Raw genomic sequence first — 22219 nt, 5'->3', positions numbered from 1 at the left:
TTAAGATTATGAAAACAAGATATATAATTTTATTTGTAGTATTTACTCAGTTATTGTGCTATGCTCAACAAGACTCTCAGTATACTCAATATATGTATAATACGGTGAATGTTAACCCCGCCTATGCAGGTTCTAGAGAATCATTAACAATGTTCTTATTACATAGAAGTCAATGGGTCGGTTTAGATGGTGCTCCTGTAACAAATAATGTTTCAGCTCATACTCCTATTGGGGAATCAAATTTTGGAGTTGGATTATCTTTTGTAAACGATAGAATTGGACCTGTTGATGAAAATACGATTTCTGCAGATTTGGCATATTTTATTCAGGTTTCTGATAACTATAAATTATCTGTTGGATTAAAAGGTACTGCAAATTTATTTAACTTAGATGTTAATAAGCTAACTATTCAAAACCCTTTAGACCCTCAATTTCAAAACTTTGACACAGAATTTTCACCTAATATTGGAGCGGGACTTTATTTATTTTCAGATAAAACCTATGTAGGAGTTTCTGTTCCTAATTTCTTTGAAACCAATAGATACAATGATAATGATGTAACAGTTACAAAAGAAAGAATGCATTTTTATTTAATTGCAGGACATGTTTTTAATTTAAGTCCTAGTATAAAATTTAAACCAGCATTATTATCAAAAGCAGTTGAAGGAGCGCCACTACAAACTGATATAACAGCAAATTTTTTAATCCATGACAAATTAACTCTAGGAGCTGCTTATAGATGGGATTCTGCAATAAGTGGATTAGTAGGGTTTCAAATATCACCTGCAATATTTGCTGGTTATGGATATGATATGGAAACTTCGAATTTAAGTAATTATAATTCGGGTTCTCACGAAATCTTCTTACGATTTGAAATTTTTAGTAACAATAGAGTCGCAGATCCAAGATTCTTTTAAACAGAGAGATTATGAAAACAATATATTCGATAATATTTTTAGCATTGTATTGTGTAGGTTTCTCACAAACAGCTCAGTTAGCATCTGCTAATAAAAAATATGATAAGTATTCATACGTAGATGCAATAGAAATTTATGAAAAAGTAGCTGATAAAGGTTATAAATCAGCCGAACTTTTCAAAAGACTTGGTAACGCTTACTACTTTAATGGAGAAATCGATAAAGCATCAAAATGGTATTCCGATTTATTTGCTTTAAATGAAGAAGTAGAACCTGAATACTACTTTAGATATTCACAATGTCTTAAAGCACAAGAAAAATATGATGAGGCAAATAAATACTTAGCTAAGTTTAATTCTTTAACAAATGATTCTCGAGGTGAAAAATACTCTAAAAACAAAGATTATTTAAGAGATATTGAATCAAATTCTGGAAAATATACTGTAGAAGAAACAAATCTTAATACCGAATTTTCAGACTTTGGCCCTTCATTTTTTGGAAACTTTATAGTTTTTTCTTCTTCTCGTGAAGATGGTGCAGTTTCTTCAAAAATTAATAAATGGACTAATCAAAATAATAGAGATTTATATGTTGCTGAAATGCAAGACAGCAAAAACTTTTCTGAAGCAAAAAACTTGTCAGACGAGATTAATACAAAGTTTAATGAATCGACTCCGGTTTTTACAAATGATGGAAAAACCGTTTATTTTACTAGGAATAATTTTAATGATGGTAAAAAAGGAAAAGATGAAGATAAAAGTACACTCTTAAAAATTTATAAAGCCGAACTTGTTGAAGGAAAATGGGATAATATAACTGAATTACCTTTTAACAGTGACGAATATAGTTGTGCACACCCTAGTTTGAGTAGTGATGAAAAAACTATGTATTTTGCTTCAAATATGCCCGGCGGATTGGGAAGTTCAGATATTTATAAAGTAACTATTAACAATGGTTCTTTTGGTTCTCCTGAAAATTTAGGTAATACGATTAACACTGAAGGTCGAGATACTTTTCCTTTCATAACTGAAGATAATACTCTATATTTTGCATCAGATGGACAATTAGGCTTAGGTGGTTTAGACATTTTTGAATCAAAATTTACAGATGGAAATTTTCAAAAACCTATAAATCTTGCAAAGCCAATTAATAGTTCAATGGACGATTTTGCATTTATCATTAATAAAGATAAAATTGGTTATTTCTCTTCAAATAGAGATGGTGGAAAAGGATTTGATGATATTTATACTTTTTCAGTTTGTCAACAAAAGCTTAAAGGACTAATTTCAGATATCGATACTAATGAAATTTTACCTGGTAGTAAAGTGGAGCTTTTTGATGAAGATATGAATAAAATTGATGAAACAACCGCAAATGAAGCTGCAGAATATTACTTTGAAAATGTAGATTGTAACAGTAAATATATTGTTAGAGCTTCAAAAGAAGACTATGACACTAATGAACAACAAGTTGCAACACCAAAAGAAAATGGTGAAACAGAATTAAATATTGCATTAAAACGAAATAAATTTCCAGTTACTGAAGGTACCGATTTAGCCAAAATTTTTGATATCAGTATCATCTATTTTGACTTAGACAAATGGAATATTCGTCCAGATGCGGCAAAAGATCTTCAAAAAATTGTTGAAGTAATGAAAGATTACCCAAATATGCACGTAAATATTCGTTCTCATACTGACAGTAGACAAACACATCGTTATAACGAAATTTTATCGGATAGACGTGCAAAATCTACTTTAGAATTTATGGTTAAGAATGGAATTGAAAGAGAACGTTTAACCGCTAAAGGATACGGAGAAACAGAATTAGTAAACGGTTGTTCAGATGGCGTACCTTGTTCTGAAGAGGAACATCAAAAGAATAGAAGAAGTGAATTTATAGTAATGAAAATGGATTAGAATATTTTTTCCTTAACTTCTCGTAACTTCTACCCTCTAATCCATTTTAGTAAACCTCTAATATTCATTAGAGGTTTACGTTTTTTTAAACATAAAAAAAGGGCAACAAACGTTGCCCTTTTTTACTACTCAAATCAATTTATTTTTTAATAAACATATTTGTGTAGTATTTTCTACCCTCTAAATTATCTTTAACTGCAATTCCAAAATGAGTATAATCTCCTTCAAGATTAGCACGGTGACTATCACTTTGAATCCAAGCATTTAAAGCAGCTTCAGGTGTTGAGAATCCGTAAGCAACGTTTTCTCCAACTCTAATAGCTCCTAATACTTGTTGCATGTTTGTTTTTCTAGTATTAAAGTTATCATGACTTACTTGATTAACAGAAATCATATAGTCATCATGTCCAGCTGAAACATAAGAAATATGTTCAATTATAGACAATGTATTTAAACCTTGACTTACACGATATTCGTTTACTAAGTCTAAAAGTTCTAATTCAAATGTTGAGTGATTGTAATCTTTTGCAGTAGCGTCTGCAACAGTAGGGTTGCTTGAATCAACAGATTCGCTATCGCTAGAACAAGAAGTTAAAAAAGAAATTGTGAATAGGGCAAAAAGGGTTAACATTACTTTTTTCATAATCAAACTCAATTAAATGTTAATATTTTTTTATAGTTGTCTTTGCAGCTCAATCATCGACTAAGTGATTGATTTACAGGACAAATATACAACCTATCCGACAACATGCAATTTTTTTCGACGAAATGCATGTTTTTTTAACATTTAATTAAGTATTTGATTATCAGGGAGATAATCTATCTATATTCCAGTAGTAATTTTCTGATAATTTATAACGAATACGATCATGAAGACGATTTGGACGTCCTTGCCAAAATTCAACTTCAACTGGTTTAACTAAAAATCCGCCCCAAAAATCAGGTCGTGGTACTTCTTTTCCTTCGTATTCTTTTTCTAATTGTTTTAAGTTATCTTCTAAATATTCGCGATTAGGAATGATTTCACTTTGTGCAGAAACTAAAGCGCCTAATTGACTTCCTTTAGGTCGGGAAGCAAAATAGTTATCAGAAATTATTGTTGGTGTTTTTTCAGCTACACCTTTAATAATAACTTGTCGTTCCATAGAATGCCAAAAAAATGACAAACAAATATTAGGGTTTTCTATAATTGCTTTTCCTTTTTCAGAATTATAATTGGTATAAAAAATAAAGCCTTCTTCATTAAACCTTTTAAGCAATACTACTCTACTCTTAGGAAAACCATCTAATCCTAAGGTTGAAACTGTCATGGCGTTAACTTCATCAACTCCTCCAAAGTCTTCTACTTCGTGAAACCAACGGTTAAATAAATTAATAGGATCTTCTGGAATATTAGTTTCTAAAAGTTCTGACTTTTCATAAGATTTTCTGTAATCACTTAAATCGCTCATATTATTTTTTCTTCTTTACAAAAAGATTAAATATAAATTTTAAAATTCGGCTTAAATAGCTCTCAGAGTTCGATTGTTTTTCCATCATCTGCAAGAATTACATTAGTAAAAATAGTTTCTGCTTCTTCTTTAAAAGGATCTAAACTACCATAACGTGTTGAATAATGTCCCATAATTAAAGCTTTAGCATTTGCCAATTTAGCAATTTTTGCGGCTTGTTTTGCAGTTGTATGCATAGTTTTTTCAGCAAGATGTTCCTCACTATCTAAAAAAGTAGTTTCATGATAGAGTACATCAACATCTTTAATGATGGGAAGAATATCTTCGTTATAGACAGTATCGCTACAAAAAGCATAACTTTTCTCAGGATCAGGGTCTGATGTGAGTACTTCGTTTGGAATAATAGTTCCATCTTCTAACTTCATATCGCCTCCGTAAACTAGTTTTTGAAAATAGCAAGTGTCTATTTTATAGCTTTCTATAGCTTCTAAATTCAACTTACGCTTTATGTTTTTTTCTTGAAATAAAAAGCCATTTGTATACACTCTGTGTTTTAATGGAATTGTCTTAACCACCACTTTTTCATCTTCAAAAATGATTTCACTTTCTTTAGAAATTAACTCGTGAAAATATAAATTATAGCCAGTGTAAGACCCAGAAGCTCTTAATTGTAGTAAGATAATTTCTTTAATTCCTTTTGGGCCGTAAACATGTAAATCATTTTCACGATTCAATAACATAAAAGTAGATAATAGACCTACTAATCCATAAAAATGATCGCCATGTAAATGGGAAATAAAGATGTGGTTAACTTTTGAAAACTTGATTTTATTCTTGCGTAGCTGAACTTGAGTTCCTTCTCCACAGTCTATTAAAAATAAATGGTTTTTTATTTCTAAAACTTGAGCAGTAGGATTTGATATGGTTCGGGGTGTTGCAGCGTAACAGCCTAATATGGTTAATTTCATTTTTATGCTTTTAGCTTAGAGCATATAACTTGAAGCAGTAAATTAAAATCCTAAATCGCGCTCGATTTCTTCCATTTCAATAATATCATGCGCTTCTAAAACCGAAGGTACTATATGAATGTCTTCAGGAACATCGTTAAAGTCTACATTCTCAGCAACTATAACAAAAGATTTTTTAGCTTTTTTATGCTGTTTCACCAAATCTTTAAATTTTAGTAAATCTACCAATGTAACTTTATTGTCATGAGAAACATCAACAATTAAATTATCATTTTTAAAATCGTGGAAAACATTCGTTAGATTATTCATAAACAACTGAATATCTCCTTTTGTTTCTTTTATTACAGTAGTATGTCCTTTTCTATCTACTTTCATATGTAAATTTTAGCTACGCTAAGATAGTTTTTTTATTTTATCTAAACTTATCTTCAATATATAAAGATAATGTAATTACAGATAAAACATAGATAATTAATTCAATATAAAAAAAGGGACCCAAAAAATAAAAATTAAGAATAAAAAATAAAATAACTGAAAATAATGTTTTTAAAACTAAATTTTTAAAAATATATGAACTCATAGAATAAATTAATAGAGCACAAACAGAAAGCCAAAAATTAACAATAATTACGAAAACCATCTGTTTCCCTGGTCCTTCAATAATATATCTTCCAAAAATTAAAATAATAGCTATAGTAATAAAATAGAAAATCTTTTTCAATATAATGTTCATTCCAAAAAATACTAAATCTATTGCTTTATTTTACTAGCCAATAAATAAATAACCGCCATTCTAATAGCTACACCATTCTCTACTTGGTTTAAAATAACCGATTGTTGAGAATCTGCAACATCTGAAGTAATCTCTACACCTCTATTTATTGGTCCTGGATGCATAATTACTACTTCTTTGTTAAGCGAATCTAATAATTCTTTGGTAACACCATATTGTTGGGCGTATTCTCTTGTTGATGGAAAATAATTCACATCTAAACGCTCATTTTGAACACGAAGCATATTTGCAACATCAGCCCATTCTAAAGCTTTTCTCAAATTAGGTTCAACTTTTACCCCTAAACTTTCTACATATTTAGGCATTAAGGTTTTCGGTCCGCATAATTTAACTTCTGCTCCTAATTTTTGTAGCGCAAAAATATTTGACAACGCAACTCTTGAGTGTAAGATATCTCCAACAATAACAACTTTCTTTCCTCCTACATCACCTAACTTTTCTCTTATCGTAAAACTATCTAATAAAGCTTGTGTTGGGTGTTCATGTGCACCATCACCAGCATTCACTACACTTGCATTAATGTTTTGCGATAAGAAATGAGCTGCACCAGGCGAACTATGTCTCATTACCACCATATCAACCTTCATTGATAGAATGTTATTTACTGTATCAATTAAAGTTTCGCCTTTTTTCACAGATGATTGTGCTGCCGAAAAACTAATTACATCTGCAGAAAGTCGTTTTTGAGCTAATTCAAATGAAAGTTTTGTACGCGTACTGTTTTCAAAGAAAATATTTGCAATAGTAACATCGCGAAGTGAAGGTACTTTCTTTATTGGCCTATTGATAACTTCTTTAAAGTGATCGGCAGTTTCAAAGATTAAATCAATATCGTCTTTCGTTATATACTTTATTCCGATTAAGTGATTTACTGATAACTCTTTCATTTATGGTATTGTCGTTGTGTTGTTGTCTTTTTATTTTTTCTCTTCAAGTAGTACTAAATCCTCACCATCATTTTCATGCCACTTTACCACTACTTTTTCATTATTTATAGCGTCTACTTGTCTTCCTCTATAATCAGGCTGAATTGGTAAATGTCTACTAAAACGTCTATCTATTAGAGCTAGAAGCTCAATTTCAGCCGGACGACCAAACGATTGAATCGCTGTTAATGCCGAACGTATACTTCTTCCAGTGTATAAAACATCATCAATAAAGACCACTTTTTTATCTTCCACAATAAAATTAATTTCAGTCTTATTGGCTTCTAAAGGCTTTTCACCTCTTCTAAAGTCATCTCTAAAGAATGTAATATCTAAAAACCCTAACTTGATGTTTGAAATTTTATAATCGTTTTCTAAGATTGTAGCTAATCTTTTGGCTAAATAAGTTCCTCTTGGTTGAATTCCTATTAAAATAGTATTTGAAAAATCATTGTGATTTTCAATTAACTGACAAGCCAAACGGTGCAAAATAATGTTTACTTCTTTTGCGGAAAGTAATATTTTTTGACTCATGAAGTAAGTAGTTGTGTTTGGTGTGTAAATTTACAATAAAATTTATTATTTCAAGTGGAAATATTCTCAAAACTGTAAAACAGCTATTTTCTTGTCCTACATTAAGTTTCATCTATTAAACAAGTAGTAAATTTGTAGTAAACAATTAAATATTTAAGGTATGGCAACAAAAAATATAGAATTAGTTATAGCTCCTCCTACTCCACATTTTGTAGGTGATGGCTTTAGAGTTCACAATTTTATTCCAAGTGCATATCATTTAGATATGGAACGAATGAACCCTTTTATAATGTTAGATTATAATTCAAAACACTTTTTCGCCCCAACAGATTCTCCAAGAGGAGTTGGCGTACATCCGCATAGAGGTTTTGAAACGGTAACTATTGCTTATAACGGAAAAGTAGAGCATCATGATAGTGCTGGTGGTGGCGGAATTATCGGGCAAGGTGATGTGCAATGGATGACAGCTGCAAGTGGCGTTTTACATAAAGAATTTCATGAGACTGAATGGGCTAAAGAAGGTGGTATTTTCCAAATGGTACAACTATGGGTGAATTTACCTAAAAAAAGATAAAATGAGTGCCCCTAAATATCAAGCCATTAAAAACAACGAAATGACGAAAGTTGATTTGGGTAAAAATAGTTTTATTGAAGTTATTGCTGGGAATTATAACGGTAATAAAGGTCCAGCTTTTACATTTAGTCCAGTAAATATGATGAACGCTAAACTAAATGCGGGTGGAAAAGCAGAATTTAATTTTCCGGCAAATTACAATACAGGTTTAGTCGTAATTGAAGGAAATGTAAAAGTGAATGGTGAGAATGTTGCAACAGATCATTTTGTATTATTTGAAAATGATGGCGAAACTTTTACTATTGAAGCTACAGAAAATGCGATAGTTTTAGTTTTAAGTGGCGAACCCATAAATGAGCCTATAGTTGCGCATGGCCCATTTGTAATGAATACACGTGAAGAAATTATTCAAGCGTTTAACGATTTTAATGACGGAAAATTTGGAAGTTTAAGTTGATTAAAAAAAGTTCTTGTTGGTTAAATTATTAATCCTATATTGCCTACAAATAGTATTAATAAAAAAACTTAATCTTTAATCAAACAATGAGAAAAAACATTTTAATAACAGTTTTACTAATTTTAATTGGATTAAATGGGAATTGCCAAAAGTCTAAGAAAAACCAATCTGTTGTAGATGAGTCCGATGTGGTTATAACATTAAAAGATGGAAATACAAAAAATGGAAAAGTAAGCTTTCCTATTTTATCAAATGAAAAAGAATTTAAAATAACCATTGGAGATAAAACTGAAAAAGTTTCTAAAAAAGATGTCGAAAAAATTACCTTTAAAGGTTATAATGGAGCTATTATAGATTATTATAATGTTAGAATTGATAAGTCTAGTGACAAAACCGAACTAATGCAAGCCGCAATACCAATAGGCAAAGTAAAACTTTATACTTATACTTGGGGTAATGGTAAATTTAGGCCCGTTTATAATATGCAAGGGTTTAGTTCTGGAGGAATAAATTTTTATTGCAAAAGAGATAATGAAGATTATGCCACAGCTGTTGCGTTTAATGATGGTAAAAGTGTTAACAGAAATAGTTTATTTAAAAAGCGTGCTTCTAAATATTTTGCCGATAACCCCACAATTGTCCAAAAAATAAAAAATGGAGAATATAAATATACTGATATAGCTCAAGTTGTTATTGAATATAATGGTCTAGTAACAGTTGAATAAAATATAAGTGAAGCAGTTAGCTTCACTTTTTTTTGTAACTTTATTTAAAACAACACAGTATGGAACACAAAGAATATACAAACGGAGAAGTTAATATTATTTGGAAACCCGAAAAATGTACACATAGCGGCATGTGTGTAAAAACATTACCTAAAGTGTATAACCCAAAAGAAAAACCTTGGGTAAAACCAGAACATGCAACTTCACAAGAATTAATAGACCAAGTAGCAAAATGTCCCAGTGGTGCTTTAAGTATTAAAAAAGAAGAATAAGCTTTTAATATTTAGCCTTTATTTTAATTTTATTTATTTTAGCAAAACTAAAACAGTAATTTTATGCGACTATCCTTCCAATATGGAATAAAAGCAGTATAAAACATGCGAGTATAAACGAGTTAGTAGCAAGTTTTGACGAAAAACTCCAAATTAGAATAACTACTTGAAGATTTAACTTATGAAAAAGATATTTTACCTAATTATTCCTTTTATATTAATTAGCTGTGCTTCAAAAAAAAATGATAATGAATTTGAAAAAATAATTTTTCACACATCAAAATGCTTTGGAACTTGTCCTGAATATCATTTGGAAATAAATAAAAAGAAAGAAGTTAAACTGTTTATTGAAAAAGCATATCAAAAACGGAAAATAGACACTTTGAAAATAGGGTACTATAAAGGCAAACTTGATAATGAAACTTATTCAGAACTCATTTCATTAATTGAAAAAATTGATTTGGAAAAATCTGGAATTACTGAGCCAATACGTGAACCAAATACAATAGTACTTAAAGAAGGCTCACAATTATCTATAATTTTATACATTAAAAATCAAAGAAAGCCAATGATATACATATATCCAGCTGGACATTGGGAAAAATTAATGTCTTTTGTTTATAAAATTTCTAGCTCAGAAAACTTAACGAAAACGAGTGAAGAATTAAAAATTGAAGCGTTTAATTAAACCAGCTACTAACAGCGGTTACAAGTAATGGCTTGGTTTGTAACTGCTCGGAAAATTCTCCGAATTTTCCTAAAATAAGTCTATATTTGTTATGGCTTGGTGCCGGCTCACGCCACTACTTGTAGCCGCAAAACGTTGGAATACATTTTGTAAAACCAAATCTGAATGAGCAAATTTAAACCTATTTTATCTATAAGTAATATTGGCAAAAAACAATTTTACTTTGGTTTAATAATTGGTTTAGGCTATTCAATAACACTAAATTATTTACTGAGATTGACAACAATGTTTGCTAATTTTACTTTTAGCAGTCAAAACCCTTATTTTATTAATTACGAAAACTATAATTTCTCTCCATTTATAATGAATTTAATTGGAATTAGCTCCGTTTGTTTTGGTTTTACTTATACGACCTACATTTGGCTTTCCAAAATTTGTTTAAAAAACAGAAAACTGAGCATTAGAAATCGTTTTGGACAAGCAAATTCTATTTTCATTTTTTATGTTTGCTTACTTTTCTTAGTTAGACTTTTGAACTTTTTCATACATAACCCTATTTACCTAGAAAGAGATTTCAAAATCAGTTCGTATTTATTACCAACTTTTGTCTTTCTTTATAATTGGAACTCTATAAACAAAATATTTAAAGCTCAAAAATTTCTAGTAATTATAATTTTGATAATTTTAATACTTGGAAAAATATTTACTTTAATCTAAAAACGTTTGTTAATAGTAGGTAGCCTTAATAGATTTGGTTTGGTTTTTCCTCTGAAAAAACCGCTATTCAATGGAATGTTTTTTTATTTTTGTTATGGCTTGGTGCTGGTTCACGCCACTACTTGTAGCCGCGAAACGTTAGCACATACTCAAGAATTGAAAATCGATTTTAATTAAAAAAAATGAACATTAACAAGTTTACGGGAATTTTAATCATTGGAATGAATGCCTTTTATTTTATTCCTGAAACTGTAAAAATAATATTAACTGGTGGCGGACCATTTGGATTTGGGTTACTTATTTTACCATTTACATTATTTCTAAACTTATTTACGATTCCAAGTATTTTAATCCTAACTAATAAATACAAAAACAGAAAAATTTTGACTTGGATAAATTTGTTAGGACTATTCATTTGTGCGTTTTGCTTAGGATATTTCATAAGGTCAGCAGAATAAATTATAAACACTACTGCTAACAGCAGTTACAAGTAATGGCTAGTTCAAGAATATCCCTATTTTTCTTAAAATTCATAATCCTTACCATGAAAATTCTATATTTGCTTTACTAACTAAAAAACTAATCCCTAGATTATTTTTATTCATGTTAAAAGGATTTACTTCGCAACTTAATTCCAATATCGACTTCTTAAATATCATTTTCATGATAGTGTCGTTAATTATTGCAATTATTATTCCTTTTGAGTTGTTTCTATTTTCTTATGCTGTTTTAGGCCCGTTACATTATCTAACAGAGATAAACTGGCTTAAGAATAAAAACTATTTTATGCAGGCCAACATAAAATATGCCTTGATTTTATTAGCTTTTACAATTTTAATTTCAATTGCGCCTATTATAAATTTTCTTGATTTTGATTTAAATATAACTTCACAAAGAATTTTAGATTTGTTATCGAGAAATAGTGGTACATTACTACTTTCGGCATTTTTGTTTTCAATTGGCTTACTATTTTATAAAAGCAAAAAAACACTCTTAAGTTTACTTGTCGTTATTGGTATAGTCGTATTTTTAGCTACCAAGTTTTTACAAGATTTGTTTTTATATATAGTAGTTTTTTTACCAACAATAATTCACGTTTATCTTTTTACGCTGCTATTTATCTTATTTGGTTCTATAAAATCGAAAAGTAAAACAGGAATTTATTCCGTATTAGTTTTAGCTGCGATTCCGTTTGTTATTTCATTTTTACCACGAGAATTACTTACGCTTACAAAACCGTCTATTGAGACAATCGATACTTTTTTAAGCAGTAATTTTGCTACAGTAAGTGCTAATATTGCAAAACTTAGCGGAAGTTTAGAGAATGATAATTTCGCTGTAATTTCTGAAATAGGCATAAAAATTCAAATTTTTATAGCATTTGCTTATACCTATCATTATTTGAATTGGTTTTCAAAAACGTCAATCATTGGTTGGGGAAAAACAATTTCAAAACAAAAACTTTTTTGGATACTGTTTATATATATCCTTTCAATAGGTATTTATCTTTATGATTATAAAACGGGATTAATCGCGTTATTCTTTTTAAGTTATTTACATGTATTCTTAGAGTTTCCATTAAATGCTTTTACCATAAAAAGTTTGATTGGCATGATTAAAAAGAATTAGTTTTTAAATCCATTTTAAATGAATATATCAAAAAAAATTTCAATTTTATTTTTTATGATTATTTCTAGCTGTAATAATAGATATGAAGTAAAATCAGAAAAATATATTAAAAATTCAAAAGGTGAAGTTTATATAGTTATTTTAGAAACCCACAATTGGAAAGGGGAAACTGCAACATTTCTTACAAAAAATGAGCTTAAAATTATTAATGAAATCTTACCTTTGGCTGTTGATCAAATGAATTTAGAATTAAAAGAAAATTTTAAAGATTTTCCAGATGAACTTCCGAATCTAAATGTAAATTTAGATGAATATAAAAGACAATATTTTCCTTATTTAATTAACAAAACAGGTGAAAAAGAAGTATTTATTAATTGCTTTTGCAAAGTAAAAGATGATTTTAATTGGAAAGAACAAAAAGTTGAAGTCTTAGGAGGTGGAAAATGCTATTTTCAGGGATTTATAAATTTAAAAACAAGAAAATTTTCCCATTTTTTAATTAATGCTCCTTTATAGAATTATGAATAAAAAATCCCGCTAATTGCGGGATTTTCTTTTATTATGCATACATCGATTGACGTAATTCTTTTACTTTAGGATCGTCTAAATACTCATCAAAGGTCATGTATCTATCGATTACCCCTTTTGGTGTTAATTCTAAAATACGATTACCAACAGTTTGTGCAAACTCGTGGTCATGTGTTGTTAATAGAACTGTTCCTTTAAAGTTTTTCAACGAGTTATTAAACGCTGTAATCGACTCTAAGTCTAAGTGATTTGTAGGTTCGTCTAACATTAATACATTGGCTCTTGTCATCATCATACGAGATGTCATACAGCGCATTTTTTCACCTCCAGAAAGTACGTTACATTTCTTTAAAGCTTCTTCTCCAGAGAAAATCATTTTCCCTAAGAAACCTCTAATGTTTACTTCTTCTCTTTCTTCTTCAGTTTTTGCCCATTGACGTAACCAATCTACTAAGTTTAAATCTTTCGATTCAAAAAACTCATGATTATCAACTGGCAAATACGATTGTGTAGTTGTTACACCCCAATCAAATTTTCCAGAATCGGCTTTCATTTTTCCATTCAAAATTTGATAAAATGCTGTAGTTGCTCTCGAATCTTTAGAGAAAACTACCACTTTATCGCCTTTAGCTAAGTTTAAATCAACATTTGTAAACAAAACTTCACCATCAATCGATGCACTCAAATCTTGAATATTTAAAATTTGGTCACCTGCTTCACGCTCTTGTTCAAAAATAATTGCTGGATATCTTCTACTTGAAGGTTTAATTTCAGATACATTTAATTTTTCAATCATTTTTTTACGAGAAGTTGCTTGTTTCGACTTCGCAACGTTCGCACTAAAACGGCGGATGAACTCTTCTAATTCAGCTTTTTTCTCTTCAGCTTTCTTATTTTGTTGCGCTCTTTGACGTGCTGCTAACTGTGATGATTCATACCAAAAAGTATAATTACCCGAATAATGTGTAATTTTTCCAAAATCGATATCTGAAATATGCGTACAAACAGCATCTAAAAAGTGACGGTCGTGCGATACAACTAAAACCGTATTTTCATAATTTGCTAAGAAATTTTCTAACCAACCGATTGTTTCAAAATCCAAGTCATTAGTAGGCTCATCCATAATCAACACATCAGGATTTCCGAATAAAGCTTGTGCTAATAACACACGAACTTTTAATTTTCCATCCATTTCGCCCATCAAGGTATAATGAAACTCTTCTCCAATACCTAAATTAGATAATAAAGTAGCAGCGTCAGAATCAGCATTCCAACCGTTCATTTCGTCAAACTGAAGTTGTAATTCCCCTATTCTATCAGCGTTTTCATCATTATAATCTAAATACAACGCATCCATTTCAGCTTTCACTTTGTGCAAAACTTTGTTCCCCATTAATACAGTTTCTAAAACTGTATGTTCATCAAACATATTGTGATTTTGGTTTAAAACCGACATACGTTTACCTGGTTCTAGAATAACCTGTCCCGATGTAGCCTCAATATCACCCGCTAAAATTTTTAAGAATGTTGATTTTCCGGCACCATTTGCACCAATGATTCCGTAGCAGTTACCTTGGGTAAATGTTACATTTACTTCGTCGAATAAAATTCGTTTTCCAAACTGTACGGATAAATTAGAAACTGTTAGCATTTTTATTTATAAATTTAAAAATCGATGCAAAAATAAGCATTCAAGATTAGTTTTAAGTATTGTATAATTGGTTTTTTATTACTTTTACCTTCAACATTAAAAAATAAATGCAATTTCCCTATTACTTTAGCTTATTTGGAGAAAAAATCTATTTTCATTTTATTTTTGAAACACTAGCTTTTATTGTAGGAATTAGAGTATATTATCATTTAAGAAGAAAAAAAAATGATTTAATTTCTGATGAAAATAGATTATGGATTTTAATAGGTGCTACTTTAGGTGCTTTAATAGGCTCACGTTTTATTGCCTTATTAGAAACTCCTTCTATATTATCAGAACAAACATTTTTAAATATATATAAGAGTAAGACAGTAGCTGGAGGCTTTTTGGGTGGTTTATTTGGTGTCGAATTGATAAAAAAAATAATTGGTGAAAAGAAATCTTCTGGAGATTTGTATGTATTACCAATAATAATTGCATTATTTATTGGAAGAATTGGTTGTTTTTCAATGGGAATAGCTGAACCTACATTTGGTGTTGAAACTACATTTTTTACTGGAATTAATCTTGGTGATGGAAAATTAAGACATCCAGTTTCACTATACGAAATGATATATATGATTTTACTTTTCATACTTTTTATTAAATTAAAAAGGAATGATTTTGTAAATGGTGATAATTTTAAACTTTTTATGATTTTATATTTTATATATCGTTTTCTTGTTGAATTTATAAAACCTTATGAGAGTATATTTTTGGGGTTAAGTATTATTCAATGGAGTTCAATTTTTATATTTATTTATTATCATAAATTTATCTACAAATTATTTTTTAAAACTGATTATGCCTAATAGAGATTATATTTTTTACGACTATACAAAGAGCTTATGTCCAGAGTGTTTAAAGTTAATTGACTGCAAAATTGTATTTCAAAATGATAAAGTTTGGATGCTTAAAAATTGTAGAACTCATGGTGAATCAAAAGTTATGATTGCTGATGATATTGAATATTATAAACAAATAAGAAACTTTAATAAGCAATCTGAAATACCTTTAAAATTTAATACAAAAGTACATTATGGATGCCCTTATGATTGTGGATTGTGTACTGATCATGAACAACATTCATGCCTATCAATTGTAGAGGTTACAGATAGATGTAATCTAGCATGTCCAACTTGTTATGCGAACTCTGCTCCAAATTATGGTAGACACAGAACTCTTGAAGAAATTGAAAGAATGTTTGATATAATTGTTGCTAATGAGGGAGAACCTGATGTTGTACAAATTTCCGGTGGAGAACCAACTGTTCATCCTGATTTTTTTGAAATATTAGATATTGCAAAGAAAAAACCTATCAAACATTTAATGTTAAATACAAATGGTATTAGAATTGCTAAAGACATAAATTTTGTTGAAAAATTAGCTTCTTATATGCCCGATTTTGAAATATATCTGCAATTTGATAGTTTTAAACAAGAAGTTTTAGAAAAACTAAGAGGAGAAGATTTGACTGAAATTAGAACTAAAGCAATCGAAAATTTAAATAAATTTAATCTTTCAACAACTTTAGTTGTTACCCTTCAAAAAGGTGAAAACGACGATGAAATAGGCAAAATAATTGATTATGCTTTAAAACAAAAATGTGTAAGAGGTGTAACTTTTCAACCTACTCAAGTAGCTGGTAGAAATGAAAACTATAATGATGATAATGGAAGAATTACACTAACTGAAGTTAGACGGAAAATTTATGAACAATCACCTATCTTTACTCCAGAAGATTTAATTCCGGTACCTTGCAATCCAGATGCTTTATGTATGGCTTATGCTCTAAAAATAGATGGTGAAGTTTACCCAATGACTAATTTAATTAATCCTGATGATTTATTAAATTCTACTAAAAACACAATTGTTTATGAAAACGATGAAGAACTAAAAAAACATTTAGTTTCAATGTTTAGCACTGGAGTTTCTGTCGATTGTGCAGAAAACACTTTTGGAGAATTAATGTGTTGTTTACCGAGGGTACAATCAGATAATTTAAACTATGAAAATCTTTTTAGAATAATAATTATGAATTTTATGGACGCTTATGATTTTGATGTTAGAGCAGTTAAAAAATCATGTGTTCATATAGTTTCAGAAAAATACAAAATGGTGCCTTTTGAAACTATGAATTTGTTTTACAGAGATAATAAAATTAATGAAATTCGAGAGAAAATAAATTTTTAATTTGAATATTTATTATTTTATTTGTTTAGTAAAAAGAAATGAAATGAAAGAAATTTTAATGAGTTTAAGTGCTATTGTAGCAGTGATTAGTGCTATTGTATTCTTTATAGGATTAATTATGCTTTTTTTTAAGAAATCACATAAACTCGGTTTGAAATTAATTTCATATTCTGCAATAACATTTTTAATTGGATTTAGTACTTGTGCTGCTACTTTTACATTAAACCTTCATTAAATAATAGGTTTATTTTAACTGTCTATTAACAAGCTTATTAAATTTTAACCAATACATTTGTTTAAGAAACAACAAGTCTATTACATGCTTAAAAATTACCTACTTAACATTTTTCCCTTAACCCTACTATGTATTTCAACATTTACATCTTGTGAAAGAGTATTTGAAGAAGATAATTATATAGCTTATTTTGGAGGAGAAATAATTAATCCACAAAGCAAAGAAGTTCTGTTCTTAAAAAACGGAAAAGTAATTGACACTATTTACCTTGATGAAAAGAATAGATTTTTACACAAGTTCGATTCGTTAGCGCCTGGTCTTTATACTTTTCAACATTTACCTGAATATCAATATGTTTTTTTCGACAAAAATGATAGTTTAATGATTCGATTAAACTCTCACGATTTTGATAATTCGTTAGCATTTTGTGGAAGAGGTGATGAAAAAAACAATTTCTTAATAGATCAATTTTTAAAGAATGAGAATGAATTAAGTAGTTTGTATGATATATTAGTTAGAAACCCTAAATCATTTACAAAAACTATTGATTCGCTTTACAAAATCAGAACTGCTGATTATTTAAAAAGAAGAGTTGAAATTGGTTGGAGTGATGCTTTTGATTCAGTTGCTAAAGCAGGAATTGACTTTAATTATTACTACAAAAAAGAAGTTTATCCTGTTGCTCATCAATACAAAACAGATACAAAAGTTTACGATTCTTTACCAAATGACTTTTATAATTACAGAAAGCATTTGAATTTTAGTAATTCAAATTTTACAAACTTTTCGCCTTTTATTAATTACGTAACTGCTTTCTTAAACAATAAAGCTTTTGTAAAAAGTGATTACAAATTTGAAGAGTTTTCTTTAGAAGATAACATTTACAAGCTAAACGTTGCTGATACCTTAATAAAAGATCAAAAAATTAAAAATGTAGTTTTATATAATATTGCCTATCGTTATTTACTTAAAGGTGAACGTTTTTTTAATAATCAAGAGTTTATTGATCGTTACTTGGCTTTATCTACGGATAACGAACAAAAAGCTGAATTTAAAACTATTTACGATGCTGTTCAAAATTTAAAAGTTGGAAATACTTTACCTAATATTGATTTAATTGATAGAGATTTAAATCCTGTAGCGGTTAATACATTAACAAAAGATAAAAAAACGGTTGTTTTCTTTTGGACTACACATGCAGATTCTCACAATAAATCGGTTCATAAAAAAATTAAACTATATCAAGAAAAATATCCAGATGTTAATTTTGTAGCCATCAACATTAACGATTCTAATGAAAATTGGTTAAAAGTTTTAAATGAAAACAACTTATCACAAGTTACAGAATTAAAATCTACAAAATTCCAAGATATTAAAGAGAATTGGGTTATTACTCGTGTTCACCGAACAATAGTTTTAAACCCAGATGGAACGATAAAGAATGCCTTTGCAAATGTATTTGATATAAACTTTGGCAAAGAACTAGAATAAAAAAAGGGACGTTTAAAAACGTCCCTTTTTTTATTTATTGAAATATATTATTTATTTCCTTTTGCGTAATCTGCTAAGAATTGCTCTAAACCTAAATCAGTTAAAGGATGTTTTAATAATCCTAAGATTGAAGATAAAGGTCCTGTCATAACATCTGCACCAATTTTAGCACAATTTACAACGTGCATCGTGTGACGAACAGAAGCAGCTAAAATTTGCGTTTCAAAAGCATAGTTATCATAAATTAATCTGATTTCATCAATTAAATTCAAACCATCTGTTGAAACATCGTCTAATCTTCCTAAAAATGGCGAAACATAAGTAGCTCCAGCCTTTGCCGCTAATAAAGCTTGTCCAGCAGAAAATACTAAAGTAACGTTTGTTTTAATTCCTTTATCAGAAAAATATTTACAAGCTTTAATTCCGTCTTTAGTCATTGGAATTTTAACTACAATTTGTTCGTGTAATTCAGCTAACTCCTCACCTTCTTTAATCATTCCTTCAAAGTCAGTTGCAATAACTTCTGCACTTACATCACCATCAACAATATTACAAATGTCTACATAATGTTTTAAAATATTGTTAGTTCCAGTAATTCCCTCTTTAGCCATTAAAGATGGATTTGTAGTAACGCCATCAAGAATTCCTAAAGCTTGTGCTTCTTTAATTTGTTCTAAATTAGCTGTGTCGATAAAAAATTTCATACTTTTTAATTTGATATAATTCTGTGTTGTTTTTTTGAAGGTGTAAAATTACAAATTAAATCTAAATGATAAACCAAAATCTATTTTAGAAAAACTTTCTGCTTCATCAAAATTTAAAGTTTCATTACCCATTGGACTAGTTACTTTAAACTTTTTACTACTTCCAAGTTGTAATCCAAGTTTAGGCCCAAAATATACACCTTTAGCGATATAAATATAATACGACACACTGGTAGTAACTCCAAGAGAATTCGATTTCATTACATAATCATCTAAATAAAACTCATTATCCTTATAAATGATATATCCTAAATAGGCATCAACACTAAAATAACTACCATCACTCAATTCAGGGCTATACATATACCCAACGCCTATAAATGATGTAGAAATTTTATTTCCATTTAATATTTTTAAAAATTGATTAAACTTAATTCCCATATAATGACTTGAATTAGGAATTAATTGAGCTGATAGTCCAATTTCATAGAAATATCCTTTAGAAGCACTTTCTATTTTTTGATCTAAAATATAATCTCCCGTTTTTTCCAATGAACCAAGTCGCTTTGAAAAACCTCCAGAAAAGTCAACAAAAAATTTTCCACTATTTATACTATCTTTTGAAGTTTGAGAGAAACTTATATGAGATATTAAGAACAAATAAAATAATATTTTTTTCATTTTTATAACTTATAATGATTCATCAACAATTTTTCATACATAGTATCTGGTAAAATTCGCTTTAATACAATTGAAAACTTCTGCATAAAAGCACCTACTTTATAATGTACTTTAGGTTTAGAAGATTGAATAATTGTAAAAATAGCTTCTGCCATATCATTCGGGTTACTCCCATCATCTACATGTTCGTTCATCATTTCTAAAGTTTTTCCGTAAGTTATTTCATAATCTGAACCCTTAACTAATGGTGCATGATAACGTCCAGCTGCAATATTTGTAGCGAAATCACCAGGAGCGACATTTGTAATGTGAATATTAAATGGTTTTACTTCCATTCTAATACCTTCGGTAATTAATTCTAAAGCACCTTTTGAAGCCGAATACACACTTCTAAAAGGCAATCCCATATATCCAGCAATAGAAGTAATATTTATAATTAACCCTGATTTATGTTGGCGCATTGAAGGTAAAACAGCTTTCATCACTTCGATTGGACCAAATAAGTTTGTTTCAAAATTATTTTTAATTTCCTCTAGAGGAATTTCCTCTAAAGGACCAGTAATTCCAACCCCTGCATTATTTATAACAACATGTATCTTACTTTCTTTTTGTAACACAAATTGAACCGCACTTTTAATACTTTCAGAATTTCTAACATCTAAAGTAACTAATTCAATTTTAGAATCAGGATAACGCTCAGGATTTCTACTCGTCCCATAAACTTTAAATCCTTTATTTAAAAGAAACTCTCCAATTGCCTTACCGATTCCCGATGAAGCTCCCGTTATAAATACAACTTTACTCATTTAAAAGATTTTTACGAAGGTAACAAAAAGGCATAAAAAAAGCCCCTCAGGGCTAACAAAAAATGGCAAGCGACCTACATCGCACCGCTACAACCGCGTACCCTTGCTGCGTTCCCACCCTGGGGGATTCTGCAGGAGCTGGTCGTGTAGGACTTGCCGGTGCAAATATACAATCTTTTTATATTTTTACAAGGCAATTGAAACTTTAAAAATTCGTTGTATATTGTACTAACAAATCTTTTTTACAATGTTAAACAGTAAACTATTCGCATTCATATCGTTAGCAATAATTGCGAATGCTTGTGATGATGAAAAAAATAATTTAAAAGACGCTTTTTCTATTGATACTTCTAATTTAAAACAAGTATATGAGTTATCGGAAAGTATTGAATTAAAAGTAAAGAATGAGAAAAATCTTCCAATAGATTCAATATCCTATTTTTTTAATGATAATAAAATGGGTACAGTTTCATCAAATAAACCTCTAATTATAGATTTTAAAAATGAAAAGTTAGGATTTAGAAAACTTAAAGCTGTTATCTACACAGAAGGAAATGCAATTGAGGCTGAAACTAAGTTTACAGTAGCTTCGAGTATAGAACCAAAACTTTTAAAGTATAAAATTGTAAATACCTATCCTCATGATATTCACGCCTATACACAAGGTTTTGAATTTCACAATGGAGAATTGTATGAAGGAACTGGAAATGGAGCTGGTAGCGGAACTGGTGTTAGAGATACTTCGAGTATTAGAAAAACTGATTTTAAATCAGGTAAAATTATTAAAAAACATGTTTTAGGTCAACAATACTTTGGTGAAGGAATTACCATATTAAATAACAAACTATACCAATTAACTTGGAAAAACAATGAAGGTTATGTTTATGATGTTGAAACTTTTGAAAAACTAAAAACTTTTAAGTATTTTAAAGATATGGAAGGTTGGGGATTAACTAATGATGGTTCTAAACTTTACATGAGCGAAGGTTCTGAAAAGATTTATGTTTTAGATCCAGAAAATTTAAAAGAGATAGATTACATAAATGTATACACAAAACATGCTAAAATTGAAGCCCTTAATGAATTAGAATTTATTGATGGTAAAATATGGGCAAATGTTTACGGAAGAGATGCAATTGCAATTATAAATTTAAAAGGAGAAATTGAAGCCATTATCAATTTAAGTGATTTACGAAGTAAAGTAACTCAACATCCTGATATTGACGTATTAAATGGTATAGCTTATAACCCTAAAACAAAAACAATTTTTGTAACGGGTAAAAATTGGGACAAAACATTTGAAATTACAATTGAAGAATAA

At 29.2% G+C, this 22219-nt stretch carries 23 protein-coding genes, 1 other RNA gene and 1 pseudogene; 14 read left to right on the top strand and 11 right to left on the bottom strand.

The annotated features are described in order from the left end of the window. Positions 1-8: 8 nt before the first annotated feature. Together KK2020170_RS09845 and KK2020170_RS09840 are read left to right on the top strand one after the other, a co-directional pair. Entirely contained in the window at positions 9-917 is a 909-nt protein-coding gene (locus KK2020170_RS09845) for a PorP/SprF family type IX secretion system membrane protein (RefSeq protein WP_221258165.1), read from the top strand. An 11-nt stretch (positions 918-928) separates the two neighbouring features. Beyond that, complete coding sequence (locus KK2020170_RS09840) at positions 929-2836, top strand: OmpA family protein (protein ID WP_221258164.1); 1908 nt, start codon at positions 929-931, stop codon at positions 2834-2836. A gap of 139 nt (positions 2837-2975) precedes the next feature. Here KK2020170_RS09840 and KK2020170_RS09835 read toward each other — a convergent pair whose 3' ends face one another. From KK2020170_RS09835 to pyrR, 6 genes are all read right to left on the bottom strand, one after another. Beyond that, complete coding sequence (locus KK2020170_RS09835; protein WP_221258163.1) at positions 2976-3479, bottom strand: CAP domain-containing protein; 504 nt, start codon at positions 3477-3479, stop codon at positions 2976-2978. Positions 3480-3642: 163 nt separating this feature from the next. Then, the gene (gene pdxH / locus KK2020170_RS09830) at positions 3643-4287 is read right to left on the bottom strand and encodes a pyridoxamine 5'-phosphate oxidase (RefSeq protein ID WP_221258162.1); all 645 of its coding nucleotides are present in this window, start codon (positions 4285-4287) and stop codon (positions 3643-3645) included. A gap of 62 nt (positions 4288-4349) precedes the next feature. Beyond that, positions 4350-5255, bottom strand: a complete 906-nt coding sequence (locus KK2020170_RS09825) for a ribonuclease Z (RefSeq protein ID WP_221258161.1) — start codon at positions 5253-5255, stop codon at positions 4350-4352. A 42-nt stretch (positions 5256-5297) separates the two neighbouring features. After that, positions 5298-5630, bottom strand: a complete 333-nt coding sequence (locus tag KK2020170_RS09820) for a ribonuclease Z (RefSeq protein WP_221258160.1) — start codon at positions 5628-5630, stop codon at positions 5298-5300. Between the two features lie 375 nt (positions 5631-6005). Further along, positions 6006-6935, bottom strand: a complete 930-nt coding sequence (locus tag KK2020170_RS09815; protein ID WP_221258159.1) for an aspartate carbamoyltransferase catalytic subunit — start codon at positions 6933-6935, stop codon at positions 6006-6008. Between the two features lie 30 nt (positions 6936-6965). Then, positions 6966-7508 carry a bifunctional pyr operon transcriptional regulator/uracil phosphoribosyltransferase PyrR gene (gene pyrR, locus KK2020170_RS09810; protein ID WP_221258158.1) on the bottom strand — a complete coding sequence of 181 codons (543 nt, stop codon included), beginning with the start codon at positions 7506-7508 and terminating at the stop codon, positions 6966-6968. 160 nt (positions 7509-7668) lie between these two features. On the opposite strand from pyrR, the pseudogene KK2020170_RS09805 reads away from it, so the two are divergent. From KK2020170_RS09805 to KK2020170_RS09775, 7 genes and pseudogenes are all read left to right on the top strand, one after another. Further along, a pseudogene (locus KK2020170_RS09805) lies at positions 7669-8539 on the top strand (pirin family protein). An 86-nt stretch (positions 8540-8625) separates the two neighbouring features. After that, positions 8626-9264, top strand: a complete 639-nt coding sequence (locus tag KK2020170_RS09800; protein WP_221258157.1) for a hypothetical protein — start codon at positions 8626-8628, stop codon at positions 9262-9264. 59 nt (positions 9265-9323) lie between these two features. After that, positions 9324-9536 carry a (4Fe-4S)-binding protein gene (locus KK2020170_RS09795; RefSeq protein WP_221258156.1) on the top strand — a complete coding sequence of 71 codons (213 nt, stop codon included), beginning with the start codon at positions 9324-9326 and terminating at the stop codon, positions 9534-9536. Positions 9537-9717: 181 nt separating this feature from the next. Then, positions 9718-10224 (top strand): DUF6438 domain-containing protein, encoded by a 507-nt coding sequence (locus tag KK2020170_RS09790; protein WP_221258155.1) that lies wholly within the window; start codon positions 9718-9720, stop codon positions 10222-10224. A gap of 899 nt (positions 10225-11123) precedes the next feature. Then, complete coding sequence (locus KK2020170_RS09785; protein WP_221258154.1) at positions 11124-11399, top strand: hypothetical protein; 276 nt, start codon at positions 11124-11126, stop codon at positions 11397-11399. 205 nt (positions 11400-11604) lie between these two features. After that, on the top strand, positions 11605-12570 hold the full coding sequence (locus tag KK2020170_RS09780; protein WP_221258153.1) for a hypothetical protein: 966 nt from the start codon (positions 11605-11607) through the stop codon (positions 12568-12570). Positions 12571-12588: 18 nt separating this feature from the next. Continuing rightward, entirely contained in the window at positions 12589-13086 is a 498-nt protein-coding gene (locus tag KK2020170_RS09775; RefSeq protein WP_221258152.1) for a hypothetical protein, read from the top strand. A gap of 43 nt (positions 13087-13129) precedes the next feature. Here the strand turns inward: KK2020170_RS09775 and KK2020170_RS09770 are convergent, their stop codons facing one another. Beyond that, the gene (locus KK2020170_RS09770; RefSeq protein ID WP_221258151.1) at positions 13130-14749 is read right to left on the bottom strand and encodes an ABC-F family ATP-binding cassette domain-containing protein; all 1620 of its coding nucleotides are present in this window, start codon (positions 14747-14749) and stop codon (positions 13130-13132) included. A 107-nt stretch (positions 14750-14856) separates the two neighbouring features. Here KK2020170_RS09770 and KK2020170_RS09765 point away from each other — a divergent pair, with 107 nt between their 5' ends. From KK2020170_RS09765 to KK2020170_RS09750, 4 genes are all read left to right on the top strand, one after another. Continuing rightward, on the top strand, positions 14857-15600 hold the full coding sequence (locus KK2020170_RS09765) for a prolipoprotein diacylglyceryl transferase (RefSeq protein ID WP_221258150.1): 744 nt from the start codon (positions 14857-14859) through the stop codon (positions 15598-15600). Further along, on the top strand, positions 15593-16981 hold the full coding sequence (locus tag KK2020170_RS09760; protein ID WP_221258149.1) for a radical SAM protein: 1389 nt from the start codon (positions 15593-15595) through the stop codon (positions 16979-16981). The genes KK2020170_RS09765 and KK2020170_RS09760 overlap by 8 nt, the downstream gene beginning before the upstream one ends. A 43-nt stretch (positions 16982-17024) precedes the next feature. Next, complete coding sequence (locus KK2020170_RS09755; protein WP_221258148.1) at positions 17025-17216, top strand: hypothetical protein; 192 nt, start codon at positions 17025-17027, stop codon at positions 17214-17216. 84 nt (positions 17217-17300) lie between these two features. Beyond that, positions 17301-18707 carry a TlpA family protein disulfide reductase gene (locus tag KK2020170_RS09750; protein WP_221258147.1) on the top strand — a complete coding sequence of 469 codons (1407 nt, stop codon included), beginning with the start codon at positions 17301-17303 and terminating at the stop codon, positions 18705-18707. Between the two features lie 47 nt (positions 18708-18754). Here KK2020170_RS09750 and fsa read toward each other — a convergent pair whose 3' ends face one another. The 4 genes from fsa to ffs form a co-directional block, all read right to left on the bottom strand. Beyond that, entirely contained in the window at positions 18755-19411 is a 657-nt protein-coding gene (fsa, locus tag KK2020170_RS09745; protein WP_221258146.1) for a fructose-6-phosphate aldolase, read from the bottom strand. Positions 19412-19459: 48 nt separating this feature from the next. Beyond that, entirely contained in the window at positions 19460-20092 is a 633-nt protein-coding gene (locus KK2020170_RS09740) for a hypothetical protein (RefSeq protein WP_221258145.1), read from the bottom strand. A gap of 2 nt (positions 20093-20094) precedes the next feature. Next, the gene (locus tag KK2020170_RS09735; RefSeq protein ID WP_221258144.1) at positions 20095-20898 is read right to left on the bottom strand and encodes an SDR family oxidoreductase; all 804 of its coding nucleotides are present in this window, start codon (positions 20896-20898) and stop codon (positions 20095-20097) included. 60 nt (positions 20899-20958) lie between these two features. After that, an RNA gene (gene ffs, locus KK2020170_RS09730) (signal recognition particle sRNA small type) lies at positions 20959-21057 on the bottom strand. Positions 21058-21145: 88 nt separating this feature from the next. Between ffs and KK2020170_RS09725 the strand changes: the two genes are divergently transcribed. After that, complete coding sequence (locus tag KK2020170_RS09725) at positions 21146-22219, top strand: glutaminyl-peptide cyclotransferase (RefSeq protein WP_221258143.1); 1074 nt, start codon at positions 21146-21148, stop codon at positions 22217-22219.

The organism is Flavobacterium okayamense, from assembly GCF_019702945.1.
In the GTDB taxonomy this organism is placed as follows: Bacteria; Bacteroidota; Bacteroidia; order Flavobacteriales; family Flavobacteriaceae; genus Flavobacterium; species Flavobacterium okayamense.
The sequence above is the reverse complement of the archived record's forward strand: the minus strand, read 5'-3'. Positions and strand labels throughout refer to the sequence as shown.